The organism is Paraburkholderia youngii (assembly GCF_013366925.1).
GTDB lineage: Bacteria > Pseudomonadota > Gammaproteobacteria > Burkholderiales > Burkholderiaceae > Paraburkholderia > Paraburkholderia youngii.
The window spans coordinates 2,070,233-2,085,367 of the sequence record NZ_JAALDK010000001.1 but is presented as its reverse complement, the minus strand read 5'-3'; the positions used below and the strand labels follow the sequence as shown (position 1 = coordinate 2,085,367).

21 protein-coding genes are annotated in these 15,135 nt (G+C 66.1%); 13 read left to right on the top strand and 8 right to left on the bottom strand.

Features of this window, described 5'->3' with window-relative positions:
* Positions 1 to 107: 107 nt before the first annotated feature.
* From G5S42_RS09695 to G5S42_RS09680, 4 genes are all read right to left on the bottom strand, one after another.
* On the bottom strand, positions 108 to 644 hold the full coding sequence (locus G5S42_RS09695) for a GNAT family N-acetyltransferase (protein ID WP_176106549.1): 537 nt from the start codon (positions 642 to 644) through the stop codon (positions 108 to 110).
* A 41-nt stretch (positions 645 to 685) separates the two neighbouring features.
* The gene (locus G5S42_RS09690; RefSeq protein ID WP_176106548.1) at positions 686 to 1,534 is read right to left on the bottom strand and encodes a helix-turn-helix domain-containing protein; all 849 of its coding nucleotides are present in this window, start codon (positions 1,532 to 1,534) and stop codon (positions 686 to 688) included.
* Positions 1,535 to 1,705: 171 nt separating this feature from the next.
* Positions 1,706 to 2,008, bottom strand: a complete 303-nt coding sequence (locus G5S42_RS09685; RefSeq protein ID WP_176106547.1) for an addiction module antidote protein — start codon at positions 2,006 to 2,008, stop codon at positions 1,706 to 1,708.
* Complete coding sequence (locus G5S42_RS09680) at positions 2,005 to 2,394, bottom strand: type II toxin-antitoxin system RelE/ParE family toxin (RefSeq protein WP_217709876.1); 390 nt, start codon at positions 2,392 to 2,394, stop codon at positions 2,005 to 2,007. The genes G5S42_RS09685 and G5S42_RS09680 overlap by 4 nt, the downstream gene beginning before the upstream one ends.
* A 258-nt stretch (positions 2,395 to 2,652) precedes the next feature.
* On the opposite strand from G5S42_RS09680, the gene G5S42_RS09675 reads away from it, so the two are divergent.
* From G5S42_RS09675 to G5S42_RS09650, 6 genes are all read left to right on the top strand, one after another.
* A complete protein-coding gene (locus G5S42_RS09675) occupies positions 2,653 to 3,021 on the top strand; it encodes a nuclear transport factor 2 family protein (protein WP_176106546.1) in 369 nt (122 codons plus the stop codon).
* Positions 3,022 to 3,043: 22 nt separating this feature from the next.
* Positions 3,044 to 3,325, top strand: coding sequence for a hypothetical protein (locus tag G5S42_RS09670; protein WP_176106545.1), 282 nt, complete (start codon positions 3,044 to 3,046; stop codon positions 3,323 to 3,325).
* Positions 3,326 to 3,387: 62 nt separating this feature from the next.
* Entirely contained in the window at positions 3,388 to 3,858 is a 471-nt protein-coding gene (locus tag G5S42_RS09665; protein WP_176106544.1) for an RbsD/FucU family protein, read from the top strand.
* Positions 3,855 to 4,262 (top strand): VOC family protein, encoded by a 408-nt coding sequence (locus tag G5S42_RS09660; RefSeq protein WP_176106543.1) that lies wholly within the window; start codon positions 3,855 to 3,857, stop codon positions 4,260 to 4,262. The genes G5S42_RS09665 and G5S42_RS09660 overlap by 4 nt, the downstream gene beginning before the upstream one ends.
* Positions 4,263 to 4,365: 103 nt before the next feature.
* The gene (locus G5S42_RS09655) at positions 4,366 to 4,800 is read left to right on the top strand and encodes a DoxX family protein (RefSeq protein WP_018434221.1); all 435 of its coding nucleotides are present in this window, start codon (positions 4,366 to 4,368) and stop codon (positions 4,798 to 4,800) included.
* Between the two features lie 62 nt (positions 4,801 to 4,862).
* The gene (locus G5S42_RS09650) at positions 4,863 to 5,135 is read left to right on the top strand and encodes a hypothetical protein (RefSeq protein ID WP_176106542.1); all 273 of its coding nucleotides are present in this window, start codon (positions 4,863 to 4,865) and stop codon (positions 5,133 to 5,135) included.
* 22 nt (positions 5,136 to 5,157) lie between these two features.
* On the opposite strand, the gene G5S42_RS09645 is transcribed toward G5S42_RS09650, so the two are convergent.
* Positions 5,158 to 6,618: an MFS transporter gene (locus G5S42_RS09645; RefSeq protein WP_176106541.1), complete on the bottom strand. Its 1,461-nt coding sequence runs from the start codon at positions 6,616 to 6,618 to the stop codon at positions 5,158 to 5,160.
* A 157-nt stretch (positions 6,619 to 6,775) separates the two neighbouring features.
* Positions 6,776 to 8,077 (bottom strand): MFS transporter, encoded by a 1,302-nt coding sequence (locus tag G5S42_RS09640; protein WP_176106540.1) that lies wholly within the window; start codon positions 8,075 to 8,077, stop codon positions 6,776 to 6,778.
* 292 nt (positions 8,078 to 8,369) lie between these two features.
* Between G5S42_RS09640 and G5S42_RS09635 the strand changes: the two genes are divergently transcribed.
* The 7 genes from G5S42_RS09635 (at position 8,370) to G5S42_RS09605 (ending at position 14,237) form a co-directional block, all read left to right on the top strand.
* Positions 8,370 to 9,077: a response regulator transcription factor gene (locus G5S42_RS09635; protein ID WP_176106539.1), complete on the top strand. Its 708-nt coding sequence runs from the start codon at positions 8,370 to 8,372 to the stop codon at positions 9,075 to 9,077.
* A gap of 225 nt (positions 9,078 to 9,302) precedes the next feature.
* Complete coding sequence (locus tag G5S42_RS09630; RefSeq protein ID WP_176110456.1) at positions 9,303 to 10,259, top strand: 4-hydroxyproline epimerase; 957 nt, start codon at positions 9,303 to 9,305, stop codon at positions 10,257 to 10,259.
* Entirely contained in the window at positions 10,256 to 11,407 is a 1,152-nt protein-coding gene (locus G5S42_RS09625) for an NAD(P)/FAD-dependent oxidoreductase (protein WP_176106538.1), read from the top strand. The genes G5S42_RS09630 and G5S42_RS09625 overlap by 4 nt, the downstream gene beginning before the upstream one ends.
* On the top strand, positions 11,400 to 11,675 hold the full coding sequence (locus G5S42_RS09620; RefSeq protein ID WP_176106537.1) for a (2Fe-2S)-binding protein: 276 nt from the start codon (positions 11,400 to 11,402) through the stop codon (positions 11,673 to 11,675). Before G5S42_RS09625 ends, G5S42_RS09620 begins: the two co-directional genes overlap by 8 nt.
* Positions 11,672 to 12,964, top strand: a complete 1,293-nt coding sequence (locus G5S42_RS09615) for an FAD/NAD(P)-dependent oxidoreductase (RefSeq protein ID WP_176106536.1) — start codon at positions 11,672 to 11,674, stop codon at positions 12,962 to 12,964. Before G5S42_RS09620 ends, G5S42_RS09615 begins: the two co-directional genes overlap by 4 nt.
* Positions 12,965 to 13,122: 158 nt before the next feature.
* Positions 13,123 to 13,890, top strand: coding sequence for an AraC family transcriptional regulator (locus tag G5S42_RS09610; RefSeq protein ID WP_176106535.1), 768 nt, complete (start codon positions 13,123 to 13,125; stop codon positions 13,888 to 13,890).
* A gap of 17 nt (positions 13,891 to 13,907) precedes the next feature.
* Positions 13,908 to 14,237: a hypothetical protein gene (locus G5S42_RS09605; protein WP_176106534.1), complete on the top strand. Its 330-nt coding sequence runs from the start codon at positions 13,908 to 13,910 to the stop codon at positions 14,235 to 14,237.
* Positions 14,238 to 14,309: 72 nt separating this feature from the next.
* On the opposite strand, the gene G5S42_RS09600 is transcribed toward G5S42_RS09605, so the two are convergent.
* Together G5S42_RS09600 and G5S42_RS09595 are read right to left on the bottom strand one after the other, a co-directional pair.
* A complete protein-coding gene (locus G5S42_RS09600; RefSeq protein WP_176106533.1) occupies positions 14,310 to 14,564 on the bottom strand; it encodes a hypothetical protein in 255 nt (84 codons plus the stop codon).
* Positions 14,565 to 14,718: 154 nt separating this feature from the next.
* Positions 14,719 to 15,051: a hypothetical protein gene (locus G5S42_RS09595; RefSeq protein WP_176106532.1), complete on the bottom strand. Its 333-nt coding sequence runs from the start codon at positions 15,049 to 15,051 to the stop codon at positions 14,719 to 14,721.
* Positions 15,052 to 15,135 lie beyond the last annotated feature (84 nt).

The following is a 15,135-nucleotide window of genomic DNA, read 5'->3' as shown; positions in this document are numbered from 1 at the left end:
GTGCAGGATGCCTGACAGATATGTTGCTGCAATGGGCGCCGATATTTACAACCTTGCCGAGGCACCGGAATCGGCCTCAGGGGGGCGCTGTCAATGCTTCCGGGGCGCTATGCGAGGAATCTCGCCATCAGATCCTCGTCATGGAATTCGCCGTCGACGTCCAACGCGCCGACTTCGCATCCATATTTGCGAAAGCCGAGCGATTCATACAGCTTGCGCGCCGCGTCGTTGCGGCTACCCACCGTCAGTTGCACCTGCCGCAAGCCGTCGACGCGTGCGGCGCGCGTCAACAGCTCGCTGAGCAACGCACGCCCGACCCCACGACCAGCCGCTTCCTGTGCAACATACATGCCGACGACGTTCGCCTTGTGCCGTTCCTTGTGGGCCTGGTTGCGCAGCAGACCGACGACGCCGATCAGCGGAGCATCCGCCGATGCATACGCGCCGAGCAGGAACGAGCCTTCCGCCTCCGAGCCCAGCAACGTCGCGTCATGCTGCGCGGCGCCTTTCGCGAGCGCTTCGTCGTAGCTTTGTCCGAACGAAGCGGGGTGCGCCTTCAGCCCGCGCAGACGAAACTGGAAATAGGCGTCCCGGTCGGTGGGTCCGAGTTGGCGTATGAGCAGGGTGTCGGCGTTGACGGACATATCACTTGTTCGTGGTGAGTCGGGACCGGGCCCGCGGGGGACTAGCCGCGCTGGTGTTCGGCAAACTCGCGCAGCGCGGCCGCAGTTTGCTGATCCGCCGGAAAGAACGCCTCGATAGCGAGTTCCGACAGCGTAACGTCAACCGGCGTGCCGAACACCGTGGTAGTGCTGAAAAACGACAGCACGCCAAGCGGCGTGCGCAGCCGCAATGGCACGGCGATCTGGTTGAGGACTGCCTCGTCCGGCATCGACGCGTCTGTATCAGGCGGCGCGGGATAGCCGGCCAACTCGTCGCGCAGGGCGCTCAGCGTGTCGTCGCCGCTGACGTCGATCTGCCGTTGCAGCCGGGCCAGCACATGCTCGCGCCATGCATGCCAGTTGACGATCGACGCCGCGATGCCTTGCGGATGCAGGCTCAGTCGCAGCGCGTTGACCGGCGGCTTCAGCAGTTCGGGACTCGCGCCGCTCAACAACGGCGCAAGCGCATTGTTGGTCGCGACGATGGTCCAATGCCGGTCGATCGCGAGGGCCGGGTAGGGCTCGTGTCCCTTGAGCACCAGTTCGACGGCTTCGCGCGCGGCGGAGAGCTGCGGGTCGGAGAGCGGACGTTCGCGAAACAGCGGCGCGTAGCCGGCCGCGACGAGCAGGGCATTGCGCGCGCGCAATGGCACGTCGAGACGCTCGGCGAGATGCATGACCATTTCCCGGCTCGGTAGCGCGCGCCCCGATTCGACAAAGCTCAGATGGCGCGTCGAAATGTCGGCCTCCGTGGCGAGCAGCAGCTGACTCTTGCGCCGCCGTTGCCGCCATTCGCGGAGAAGTTCGCCGACCGCCCGAGTGCCTCTCGACGGGGATGACGGAGCCGTTTGTGCGATAGAGAGTGTGTTCATGCCACCGATGATAGCCAAAGCGTGCAAGCAATCGATTACCTGAGAGGTAATGCCCCGCCAATTTCAACCAACGCGACGCGCGGCCGATACCGTCGATTCACACCAACGATTGCGCCGGCCTCGGCCGCCACACGCGAACTCGCGCGACACCGTGGCAGCGCCGCGCCCGGCTCAGGCAGCGGCAATGCGCAGCGGCACGGCGGTGAATTTGACGCCGATCGCACTCGCCAGCTTGAGGACCGTGTCCATGCGTGGCTTGGAGCCGGGCGCGAGTGTCTTGTACAGGCTTTCGCGGCCCAGGCCGGCTGCCGCGGCGATCTTCGTGATGCCGCGTGCTTTGGCGATGTCCGCAATGGCGGCGAGCAGGAGATCGGAGTCGCCCTGGTCGAGCGCGGCGTTCAGATAGGCCGCGACCATTTCGTCGTTGTCGAGGTACTTCGATGCGTCGAAGCGTGCGGTTTTGATCTTGCTCATGACCGTTCCTTTCTGATGGTTGCCCACATTGTTCCGGCATGCCTGATATCGGCCTGCTGCGTGGACTTGTTACCCCCGCACAGCAGCAGATACATCATGCGCCCCTCGCGCGCGTAGTAGACCCTGTAACCCGGGCCGCAATCGATGCGCATCTCGAACACGCCGTTTTCCAGCAACTTCGCGTCGCCGAAAAGCCCGCGCTCCGCGCGCCGGATTCGCACGAGAATTTGCGCCTTCGCCTTGAGGTCGGTGAGGCCGTGAAGCCAACGATCGAACTCCTCGGTGCAGTTGATCGTGTACACGCGCGGTGTTTCGATCTGCGGATGATTGTATCCCCTAGGATACGGTCGTGCAAGCGAAAAAAGTGTCTCGATAAAGCGGTCCAAACCGTCCTCCTGTTCATTGCATTGCCCGCCTCGCGATGTCATCGGCAGGCTTCGTGAGGTTAGCGATGCGAAGGTTTCTTGACGACTCGGCCGAATGGCCTATTTGGCGTGAAGGACAGTGAAAGACGCTGCATCCGCTTGATTACCTCTCACGTAATCGACGCAATGCACGCGAACCGTCAATCTTCACTCCGAGCCCGCCGCATGCGATGCGTATGACGCGCGAAGTGCTCAGTCCTGCCAATCGAGGAGTTTGAGATGAATGCACATACCGATCTGATCGACCGTTATTTCGATACCTGGAACGAAACCGATGGCGCGCGTCGTCGCGAGTTGATCGCGGCCACGTGGAGCGCCGACGCCGACTATCGCGACCCGCTGCTGGCGGGGGCGGGCCACGATGGCATCGACGCGATGATCCGCGCGGTGCACGAGCGTTTTCCGCATCACACGTTTCGCCGCACGACCGACGTCGACGGCTTCGCGAATCGTCTGCGCTTCTCGTGGGCACTGACGACGCCCGCCGGCGAGGCGATCGTGAAGGGCTCGGACTTCGGCGTGGTGGACGCGCATGGACGCTTGCTAGCGGTCACCGGTTTCCTCGACGAAACCCCCGGCGCCGCCTGAGGCGCTTTTCACGGAGACGATCATGCGCGACCCCGCCGCCGCCAGGCCCGCACAAGTCCATTTCGCGTTGCTGCGCGTCGCGGCCGCGTTCGATGCGGTATCGAGCGCGATCGCCAGTTTTGCGCTGCTCGGCGGCGCGCGGGCGTTCATGTTCATCGCACTGTTCGGTTGGCGCGAGCCGGTGCTCGGCGGCGCGGGGCTCGTGCTGCTCGCCGTGGTCGGATGGCTGCGCTGGCAATGCGGTGCGAGCGCAGCGCCGCAAGATCCGCGACGCGCTTGCTACAATCGATCGTCGTGCGGATGATTGCGTGACACGCACGACTTCACCGCCGCGGCATGTTCCCAACCGAACGACCAGGAGACCCCGTGCTGAAAAATCTGGACCCGCTGCTGAACGCCGATATCCTGCACGCGCTGCGCTCAATGGGCCACGGCGACGAGCTCGTGATCTGCGACGCCAACTTCCCGGCCGACGCGGTCGCGCGCGAGACCGTGCTCGGCAGGCCGCTGCGCCTCGACGGCGTCAGTTCGCCGCGCGCGATCCGCGCGGTGCTGTCGGTGCTGCCGCTCGACACCTTCATCGAGCATCCCGCCTCGCGCATGGAAGTGGTGGGCGAGCCGCACGCGATTCCCGCGGTGCAGCGCGAAGCGCAAGCCGAAGTCAATGCGGGAGAGGGGCGCGAGGTGCCCTTCGTGTCGATCGAGCGCTTCGCGTTTTACGAGCGTGCGCGCCGCGCATACTGCGTGATCGCGACAGGCGAAGAGCGCGGCTATGGTTGCTTCGTGTTCACGAAGGGCGTGTTGCTCGCGCCGGACGCACCGCACGCACAACCATGAGCTTCCAGCTAGTCAGTCTCGATCATCTCGTTCTGAACGTCGCGGACGTCGAAGCGAGCGCGGCGTGGTACGCGCGGATGCTCGGCATGCGACGCACCGAGTTCATGTCGCGCAGCGGCATGCGCGTGGCGATGACCTACGGCAACCAGAAGATCAACCTGCGTCCCGCGTCGGCCGATACCGTCGTCTGGTTCACGTCGCGCGAGGCGGTGCCGGGAACGGCGGACCTGTGCTTCGTGACCACCGCGAGCCCGGACGAAGTCAAGGCGCACTGGCTCGCGCAAGGCGTAGCGATCGAGGCGGGGCCGGTGCAGCGCGACGGCGCGCGCGGCAAGATGACCTCGGTGTATTGCCGCGACCCGGACGGCAACCTGATCGAGGTCGCCACCTATCCACCAGCCTGAGCGGGCTTGGAAATCGTCGCCATTGCACATATGCTCAGGGGCGAGGCGGGGAACTGAGCCCGTCTATTCGGGTCTGCTGCTTATTCATTACAGGAGTCCCCCCATGTCGCGTCCCGTCGATTTCGGCATTATTTTCATCGCCCGTCTTGCGCTTTCCGTGCTGTTCCTGTGGAGCGGGGTGATGAAGCTGCTGGGCTATGCGGGCTTCGTCGGCTACCTGCATTCGAAGGGCGTGCCGTTCGTGCAGATCGCCGCGCCGATCGCAACCGCGGTCGAGGTGCTCGGCGGCCTGCTGCTCGTGGTCGGCTTCAAGGTGCGACCGCTCGCGCTGATCATGGCGGTGTATACGGTCGCGACGGCGGTGCTCGGCCACGACTTCTGGAATATCACCGACCCTGCGTTGCAGCACGACATGGTGATTCATTTCTGGAAGAACATCGGAATCGCGGGCGGTTTTCTGCTGCTGTTCGTCACTGGCGCGGGGCGTCTGAGCATCGACAACGCGCGCGCGCCGCGCAGCGGACTCGGCGGCCTGTAGGGCGCGGCCCGCATCCTGCTACCAGCAGGGTTTCCGGTCGGCGCCAATCAAGGGAGCAGATGATGATTCAGAACTTCGAGCAAATGATCGGCGGCAAGATGACACAACTGTGCGCGAGTCTCGGCGAAGGGGCGACGCCGCATCGCGTGATCATCAGCCTCGCCGATTCTGCGAAGACGCTGGTGGTTCTCGATGCGTCCGGATTCATCGGCACGCTGAAGGCGGAGATCGAGGACCCGGAGAAACTGGTCGCCGATGCGATCGTCAAGGCGCGCGACGAAGGCCTGATCGAGCGCGCAATCGATACCGGCACGATTCAGGAGGCGTCGCTGTAGGCGCCTGCGTTACACACGCCGTTTACTTACTCGCGGCTCTCGCCCCGCGCCCAGACGATGCCGTCGCGTGCGGCTCAGGATGCACGAAACACGCAAGCACGAGACCCAGCACCAGCAATCCCACCGAAATGGCCGTCGCCGCCTGCATCCCCGGCACGATCTCGGTCGCGGCGGCGCCGCCCGCGAGCGCACCGAACGCCGCCACGCCCACTGCGCCGCCGGCCTGGCGCGCCGTGTTCAATACCGCCGACGCCGTGCCCGCGCGCCGCGCTTCGGTCGATGCGAGCACCGCCGTGGTCATCGCGGGCACCGCGAGTCCCATGCCCGACGGAATCAGCAAAAACGGCAGCAGCAGGCCAATCAGCGGCGTGTCGGCATCGACCAGATGCAGCAGGCCGTAGCCGAGACCGGCCGTGATCGCACCGAGGATCATCGGCACGCGCACCCCGAGGCGGCCGATCACCCAGCCGCTCGCGACGTTCGAGATCAGGAAGCCGCCCGTCAGCGGCAGGAACGCGAGGCCTGCCTGCAGCGGCGTGTAGCCGCGCACACGCTGCAGGTAGAGGCTCAGCACGAACACCATGCCGTAATACGTCAGGTTTACGCAGATGCCGAACAGCACCGCGGCGCTGAACGTGCGCGTGCCGAACAGCGACAGCGGCAGCATCGGGCTCGCGACACGCGCTTCGACGAACACGAACGCGACCGCCGCCAGCAGCGCCAGCACGAAGCCGCCGGCGACCAGCGGATGCGCAAGCCCGAGCGGCCGCCATTCGATCACCGCGGCGACGAACGCGGTCAGCGCGACGATCGCGAGACACTGGCCGCCGAGATCGATGCCGCGCGGTATCGCGCCGATGTTGCCGCGAGCGGCGGCGGGCGTGCCGCGCTGCGCGGTTTGCGGATGCGGAATCCACAGCAGCGTCGCCAGCAGGCCCGCCGCGCAGATCGGCAGATTGACGAGAAAGATGCTGCGCCAGCCGAACGCGGCGATCAGCAGACCGCCGGCCACCGGCCCGGCCGCGATCGAAATCGCGCCGGACGCGGTCCACAGGCCGACCGCGCGCGCCCGCAGCTTCGGTTCGTGGCCGAACGACTGATTGAGCAGCGCGAGCGAATTCGGCAGCATCGCGGCCGCGCCGATGCCTTGCACCGCGCGTGCGGCGACCAGCATCGGGGCGTCGAGCGCGAGCCCGCAGGCCAGCGACGCGAGCGCGAACAGCACGATTCCGCACGCATACATGCGCCGCGCGCCGAAGCGGTCGCCGAGCGCGCCGGCCGAGAGCATCAGCACGGCGAACGCGAGCGTGTACGCATCGACGACCCATTGCAGTCCCGCGACGTTCGCGTGCAGATCCGCGCCGATTCGTGGCAGCGCGATATTGACGATGGTCACGTCGAGTTGCGTGACCACGAAGCCGACGCTGACGGTCGCGAGAACGCGGCCGAGGGCGGGCGAAAAGGAGGGTGTGGATGAGTTCATGACTGCATCGTATGCCCGATGCAGCGTGCCACGTTTCGGTGTGGCGTGAAGTATGGATGTCGCCCGTGCGAGCGACGGCGCGTCGAAGGCCGCGCCGTCGCGGAGCGCCTCGTCGACGCGCTGGATGCGGATCGACGAAGCGAGCTCCGGCGTCGGCTCAACGCCCCTGCGGCGCGTCCTTGATGAACAGCGTGGTCAGCGCGCCCAGCACGCAGATCGCCGCGACATACAGCGGCGCGGCCAGCGGGTTCGACTTCATCATCAGCGACACGGCGATCGGCGTCAGACCGCCGAACACCGCGTACGCGACGTTGTACGAGAACGAAATGCCCGAGAAGCGCACCACCGGCGGGAATCCGCGGACCATCACGAGCGGAATCGCGCCGATCAGGCCGACGAACAGCCCGGCCAGTGCATACAGCGGCACGAGCAGGGACGTGTCGACGGCCAACTGGCGAAACATCACGTAGTACGTGATTGCAAGCGCAACGCCGCCGACGAAAATCGTGCGACCCGCGCCAATCCGTCCGGCGATCGAGCCCGCCATCACGCAGCCGATCGTCAGGCACAGCGTCGCGACACAGTTCGCGAGCAGGGCGGTGGCCGGCTCGATGTGGAATTGCTTTTGCAGCAGCGTCGGCGTCATCAGGATCACGACGACGATCGCCGCCGACAGCATCCACGTGAGCAGCATCGACACGATCACCGCGCGGCCGTGATCGCGCAGTACGGCCTTCAGCGGCACTTCCGCGGCGATCGCCTTGCGCTGCTTCAGCTCGGCGAATACCGGCGTCTCGTGCAGCCAGCGGCGCAGATACACCGAGAACATGCCGAACACGCCGCCGATGAGGAACGGAATGCGCCAAGCAAACTCGGAAATTTCGGCCGGCGTGAAATGGCGATTGACCGCCGACGCGATCAGCGAGCCGAGCAGAATGCCGGCCGTGAGGCCGGCCGTCAGCGTGCCGCACGCATAGCCGACGTGCCGCCCGGGCACATGCTCGGACACGAACACCCATGCGCCCGGCACTTCGCCGCCGACCGCCGCGCCCTGCATCACGCGGAACAGCAGCAGCAGCACCGGCGCGAGCACGCCGATGCTCGCGTAGGTAGGCATCAGGCCCATCAGCAGCGTCGGCACCGACATCAGCAGCACGCTCAGCGTGAACATGCGCTTGCGGCCGAACAGGTCGCCGAAGTGCGCCATGATGATGCCGCCGAGCGGCCGCGCCAGATAACCGGCCGCGAAAATGCCGAAGGTCTGCACTTGACGCAGCCAGTCCGGCATCGCCGCCGGGAAGAACAGCTGGCCGATCGCCGGCGCGAAGAAAACGAAGATGATGAAGTCGTAGAACTCGAGCGCTCCGCCGAGCGCGGCGAGACCGAGTGTCTTGTAATCGCTGTGCCCAAGCGGGCGTGGGGTGACAGCCTGTGCTCCACCCAGATTTGTTGCTTGCATTGCCATGTCTTTCGTTGAATTGGGAGCCACGCGGGTCACGCGTGGACATATGGCGGTCGTCGGGCGAGAAGTGTGGCAAGCGCTGGGTAGAGCACGGAACACGGGCGCGCCGTCCGGATAGGGCGGGCGCGCTGACGACTGAGGCCGGCGCGGATTTTACAGGATGAAAGGGGAAGTGCCGCGGAAGCGCCCAATTGAGCGAAGAAAGCGCGGAAATTAGGAATGCTCCGAAGGGAGGGATCGGGGTGCGTCCCGGAGAATGGCCCGCGAGTCCTTATCGAGAGTCCATTCCATGCGCGTAGCTGTCCTTCAGCGTGACCCGGTCATGCGTCGGTCCATTGAATCAATGCTGGTGAGAGCCGGCCATTTCTGCGCGGCGTATGACGACGGCCGCGCGATGTCGAAATCGCTCGTGCACTCCACGATGGATCTGCTGGTGCTCGACTGGCAGGATACGCGGCCCGCCGGCGCGGACCTGTTGCGCTCGATGCGCGTCGTGGCAGGCGAGCACGTGCCGATCATGTTCGTGTCGAACGACAGATCGGAGGAAAGCATGGTGCGCGCGCTCGCTGGCGGTGCCGACGAATACCTCGCGTTGCCGTTGCGGGACGCCGAGTTTCGCGCGCGAGTCGCGGCGCTGCTGCGGCGCGCTTACCCGGAGAGCTTCAGCGCCGCGACCTGCTTCGAGATCGGCCCTTACCGTTTCGACACGGTCCGCCGGGCCGTCGCGCTGCGCGGCAAGCCGGTGCCGTTGTCACCCACGCAGTACCGGATCGCGGTACTGCTCTTTTCCAACATCGATCGCGTGATGTCGCGCGACCATATCTTCGCGACGGTGTGGGGCCGCGAGCTGCGCGAATACACGCGGACCATCGACAGTCACGTGTCGCGGCTGCGTCTGTCGCTCGCGATCGAGCCGCGTAATGGTTTCCGGCTGCAGCCTGTATACAGGAGCGGCTACCGGTTGCTGCGGGTCGGCGACCATGTGCTCGGGGGGTGAAGATTTGCAGTCGGCCGGGTATATGCTGAAATCCGCGTTGTAGGCCGTTGGGTTGGCCAGTGGCGTTCGGTGCCGTGTCCGGAGTGATGTTTGTCGACGCTGATACCGAATAGCGGGACGTTTCGCGCGCCGCGCGCGCGGCGGATCACGCATCGTCCCGGTATGCCGAAATCGTCTCAATCCGCGCGCACGCGCACCAAGACCCACCCGCCCGCGATTCCTACCATGGGCGACATGAAAACCCTCAACATCATCGACTCGCACACCGGCGGTGAGCCTACCCGCCTCGTGGTGTCGGGTGGCCCGGACCTGGGCGGCGGCACGCTCGCGCAACGGCTCGACGTTTTCCGCACCCGCTTCGACGACTGGCGCGCCGGCATCGTCACCGAACCGCGCGGCTCGGACGTGGTGGTTGGCGCGCTGCTCTGCGAGCCCGACGATCCGGGCTGCGCGGCCGGCGTGATCTTCTTCAACAACGTCGGCTATCTCGGCATGTGCGGGCACGGCACGATCGGGCTCGTCGTGTCGCTCGCGCACATGGGGCGGATCGGGCCGGGACGGCACCGCATCGAAACGCCGGTCGGCGCGGTCGAGGCGGCGCTGAACCAAGACGGCGCCGTCGCAGTGCGCAACGTGCCCGCGTATCGCCACCGCAAGGCCGTGCAGGTCGACGTGCCTGGCTATGGCGTGCTGACCGGCGACATCGGCTGGGGCGGCAACTGGTTTTTCCTCGTCGCCGAGCATGGCCACGAGCTCGAAGCCGCGAACATCGCGAGCCTGACGGCGTTCAGCTCGACGATTCGCGACGCGCTGATCGCACAGAACATCACCGGCGCGAACGGCGCGCTGATCGACCATATCGAGCTGTTCGGACCGGGCTCGCGCAAGGGCCTCGACAGCCGCAGTTTCGTGCTGTGTCCGGGCAATGCGTACGACCGCTCGCCGTGTGGCACCGGCACGAGCGCGAAGGTCGCGTGTCTCGCGGCCGACGGCAAGCTCGCCGAAGGCGCGGTGTGGCGCCAGGAGAGCATCATCGGCAGCGTGTTCGAGGCGAGCTATCGCGCCGCGGGCGACGGCGTCCATGTGATTCCAACCATCACCGGTCACGCGCACGTGATGGCCGAGGGGCGTCTGTGTTTCGATGAGCGCGATCCGTTCGCGTGGGGTATCCGGACCGCATGAGCCCGGACGCGCTGATCATCGGAGCGGGTATCGTCGGTGCCGCGTGCGCGGCGGAACTGGCCGCGCTCGGCATGCGCGTCGACGTGCTCGACGCGCAGCGCATCGGCGGCGGCGCGACGGCGGCCGGCATGGGCCATATCGTCGTGATGAACGACTCGCCCGCCGAATTCGCACTGAGCCGCTATTCGCGCGAGCTGTGGCTCGAACTCGCGCCGCAGCTGCGCGCGCGTGACGCGTTCGCGCGCTGCGGCACACTGTGGGTCGCAGCCGACGACGAAGAGTGGCAAGCCGCGCGCGCAATGCATGCGGCGTTTGGAAGCCAAGGCGTTGCCGCGCAACTGGTGGACTCGGCCGGGTTGCGCGCCTGCGAACCGGCGCTCGCACCATCGATGGCCGGCGGCTTGCGCATCGAGCACGACAGCATCGTGTATGCGCCGACCACTGCCGAATGGCTGCTCACCCAATCGCCGCACGCGGCGAATATCAGCGTGCGGCTCGGTGCGCAGGTCATGTCGATCCATGGAGGCGGTGTGACGCTGGCGAGCGGCGAGTGCATCAGCGCGGCGCACGTGGTCGTCGCGAACGGCCTCGGCGCGGCGCAATTGCTGCCGTCGCTGCCGATGCAGCCGAAGAAAGGCCATCTGCTCATCACCGACCGCTACCCGGAGCTGATCCAGCATCAACTCCTCGAACTCGGCTATATCAAGAGCGCACATCACGCGACCGGCACGTCGGTCGCGTTCAACGCGCAGCCGCGTCCGACCGGGCAATTGCTGATCGGCTCGTCGCGCCAATTCGAAACGACCGATCCCGCCGTCGAGATGCCCGTGCTCGCGCAGATGCTGCAACGCGCAGCGCTGTATCTGCCGGCGTTGCCGACGCTCAGCGGCATCCGCGCGTGGACGGGGTTTCGTGCGGCGTCGCTGGACGGCCTGCCGCTGATCGGACCGGCCGGCGAGTTTGCGCCCGAAGTTGGCTCTGGTTCCACGTCCCGCATATGGCTTGCGGTCGGTCACGAAGGGCTTGGCGTAACGACCTCGCTCGCGACCGCGAAACTGCTCGCCGCGCAGATCGCGGCCCACGCCGCGCCGATTCCGTTCGAACCTTATCTGCCGGTCCGTTTTGCTGAACAGGTGGCCCATGACTGACCCTGACGCGGCTAGCATCCGATTGACGGTCGACGGTTGCAGCATCGAAGTGAAACCCGGCACGATCGTGGCCGCGGCGCTCGCTATTGCGGGCATCCGCGGCTCGCGTCTGTCGGTCAAAGGCGAGCCGCGCGCCGCGCTGTGCGGGATGGGCGTGTGCCAGGAGTGCCGCGTGACGATCGACGGTCGCTCGCACGTGCTCGCGTGCCAGACGCTGTGCCGCGACGGCCAGCGCGTGCTGACACGAAACGGGACAGTACACGCATGACGCGGCACTTCGACATCGTGGTGATCGGCGGTGGTCCGGCCGGGCTCAATGCCGCGCGAGCGGCGGCGCAGGCAGGCGCGACGGTCGCGCAGATCGATGACAACCCGCGCGCCGGCGGCCAGATCTGGCGCCAGGGGCCCGGCTATCCGCCGCAAGCGCCGCTGCATGCGTTGCTCGCGGCGTTGCTATCGCAGCGAAACTTCACTTACTGGCCAGCGACGCGCGTGATCGCGCCGCTCGGCGCTCACGCTTTGCTGCTCGAATCCGCCGAACAAGGCGGCGTGTCGATCACTTACGACAGGCTGATTCTTGCGACCGGCGCGCGCGAGCGTCTTCTGCCATTTCCCGGCTGGACCTTGCCCGGCGTGACCGGCGCGGGCGCATTGCAGGCGCTGATCAAAGGCGGCATGCCGGTGCGCGGCGAACGCATCGTAATCGCCGGCAGCGGCCCGCTGCTGATGGCGGCGCTCGCCGCCACGCGAGAGGCCGGCGCGCATGTGATCGCGGTGGTCGAGCAGGCATCGGCGGCGAAGGTCGCGCGGTTCGGCGTGTCGCTGCTGCGCGAGCCTGCGAAGCTGCGTCAGGCGATCAGTCTCACGCGCGGCTTCGCGGGACTGCGCTACTGGAGCGGCAGCATCGTGCGCGAAGCCCGCGGCGCCGAGCGCGTTGAGCAGGTGACGATCCGGCGCGGCGAGCGCGACGTGACGCTCGATTGCGAGCGCGTCGCGTGCGGCTACGGACTGCTGCCGAACGTCACGCTTGCCCAGGCGCTCGGCTGCGCGATCAACGACGCGGGCGAAATCGCCGTCGACGCTGGGCAGCGCACCTCGCTCGAACGCGTTTATGCGGCGGGCGAGTGCACGGGCGTGGGCGGCGCGGAACTCGCTTGCGCGGAAGGCGAGATCGCCGGTCTCGTGGCGAGCGGCGCGGTGGCTACCCAACGCGCCGCACTGGCGGCACTCGTTACGCAGCGCGCGCGCTGGCGGGGCTTTGGCGCGCGCGTCGCGGCGTCGTTCGCATTGGGCGAGGCGGCTCGCACGCCGCCTGCCGATGCGACGCTGCTGTGCCGTTGCGAGGACGTGAGCGTCGGCGAGGTGCGCCGCTGCGCCGACTGGCGTGACGCGAAGCTGCAGACGCGCTGCGGCATGGGCCCTTGCCAGGGGCGCGTCTGCGGCGCGGCCGCGAGCCTGTACTTCGGCTGGCCGGCCGCCGCGCCGCGTCCGCCATTCAGCCCGGCGCAAATTGGCACGCTGATGAGCGCCGCCGAGCCGCCGACAGCGGCGCTGTGACGGCTCCGCGCTTACCCTCGACAGATATTGGCAGGCGGCGCGCCGCTCTATAATCGATCGCTATCGACTGCACGAGCAGGCTGCGCGGCCTCACCGGCGCAGTAATCCGCGAACGCACCTAACGCAATCAACCAGGCACGCATCAACGGAACCGCACGATGAACACGCTGGCTCATCCGCTCGAACCGGGCGATACGACGCTGTCCGGCATGCTGTCGCATTTCAGGTTGCTCGAGCCGGTATTCGATGCAATGCCGGATGTCGTGTTCTTCGTGAAGGACGCGGACGCGCGCTACGCGCTCGTCAACCGCACGCTCGCTTCGCGTTGCGGCTTCAAGGAAAAGGCGGCGCTGCTCGGCAAGACCGCGGAAGACGTGTTTCCGCGCCGCTTCGGGCGCATCTATACCGCGCAGGACAAGGCGATCATCGGCGTCGGCAACCAGATGCTCGATCAGCTCGAATTGCATCTGTATCCCGGCCGTCAACCGGGCTGGTGCCTGACCTGCAAACAGCCGTTGCGCGATGCGAGCGGCAAGGTGGTCGGCCTTGCCGGCATCTCCCGCGATCTGAAAGCCGACGAAAGCAGCCACCCGGCCTACAGCCGGCTTGCGGCCGTCGTGCGTTCGATCCAGGAGAATTACGTGCAGCCGCTGAACCTGAAGCAGCTTGCGGCGATGGCGGACATGTCGGTCGCGCAGCTGGAGCGCTACTTTCACAAGGTGTTTCATCTGACGCCGCGCCAGGTGCTCCTGAAAACGCGACTCGATGCGGCGACCGCGCTGCTGGTTTCGCATGACAAGGTCACCGACGTCGCCGCGCGTTGCGGCTACACCGATCACAGTGCGTTCACGCGGCAATTCAAGGCGACCGTCGGCGTCACACCAACCGAATACCGGATGTTGCTGCACGGCACGCTGCGCGGCTGAGCGGCGTCGGGCGTGTCATGGCCGGTCGCGGACATCACTACTACGTGTACGTCGTCGCGCTCGACGACAAGGTGTGGAGCGAGGCGCGCTTTCGTCGCGCGAATCCCGATTACCGTTTCGACAAGCCGTGCGTGTACGTCGGCATGACCGGGCTCGACCCGGACCTGCGCTTCGATCGGCACAAGGCAGGCGTTCAGGCGAATCGATATGTGCGCGACTACGGCTTGCGTCTGATGCCCGAACTGTACGAAGTGTTCAACCCGATGCCTTACCGTGGCGCGCAGGATATGGAAGTGGAGCTGGCGATCGGGTTGCGCGAGGCGGGGTATGGGGTGTGGCAGGCTTGAGAGGCCGGAATGAAAAAGGCCGCGGTAACGTCGATCGTCGCCGCGGCCTCAAATCGTTATGATGGTCGTGCTTTACTTCACCCCAAGCCCCCGCAACACCGCATTACCCTCTGACGTCAGGCGGATATGCTGCGTGCCCGCGTCGTTCGAAACGGTCTCGACGAGACCTGCTTCGTAAAGCTGCGGAATTTCGGGTTTTGCGGATGCATCGATCGGTGCGTGCAACAGCAGCAGCAGCGTCGCGAGTTCGTGATGGCTCAACAGACGGCGCAGGATAGTGGGCCGCTTGGCCGGCGTTTCGTTGGTATTCGGTTCGGGCTGGTTCATGGAGCGCACCTCGTGCGGGGACATGTCCGGGGATGTTGCGGACGAAGTCTTAAACGATTCTTAAGACTCCATTGTCCTGTAACACCGTGACATGAACGTTGCAATGGGTCAGATTCCGGCCCCCCGCAACTTCGCCTTTATGCGCCACCAAGCCTTATGGCGCGCAGGTCTTGGCTGCCGATTCGATCCACAGATTGCTTACATGACGCTTGCCCGCATAGAAACGGTAAGTTGTCGCGCCGTTGTCGCTGCGTACCTTGATGATGTTCGAGTCGCCGAAATCGAGCATCTGGCCTTGCGGGATGCCGGTCGACTTGAACGCGGCGTTGTGGTGATTGGCCAACTGCGTCAGACAGGCGACCACGTCGTCGACGGAACGCTGCGTCGTCGTGTCCGTGACGGGTTCGCCGGAATCGGGGTCTTTCTGGAAATACGCGCAAGCGTTGAGAAGCAGCGAAAGGGACAGGACTGCAGCGAACTTCTTCATATCTCTCCTGGCGTTGATTCGGCGATTCGGCCGCGGGTCCACGCGTCGCGCGGGCTGGACCCCAAAACAGCCGCCATTATATCG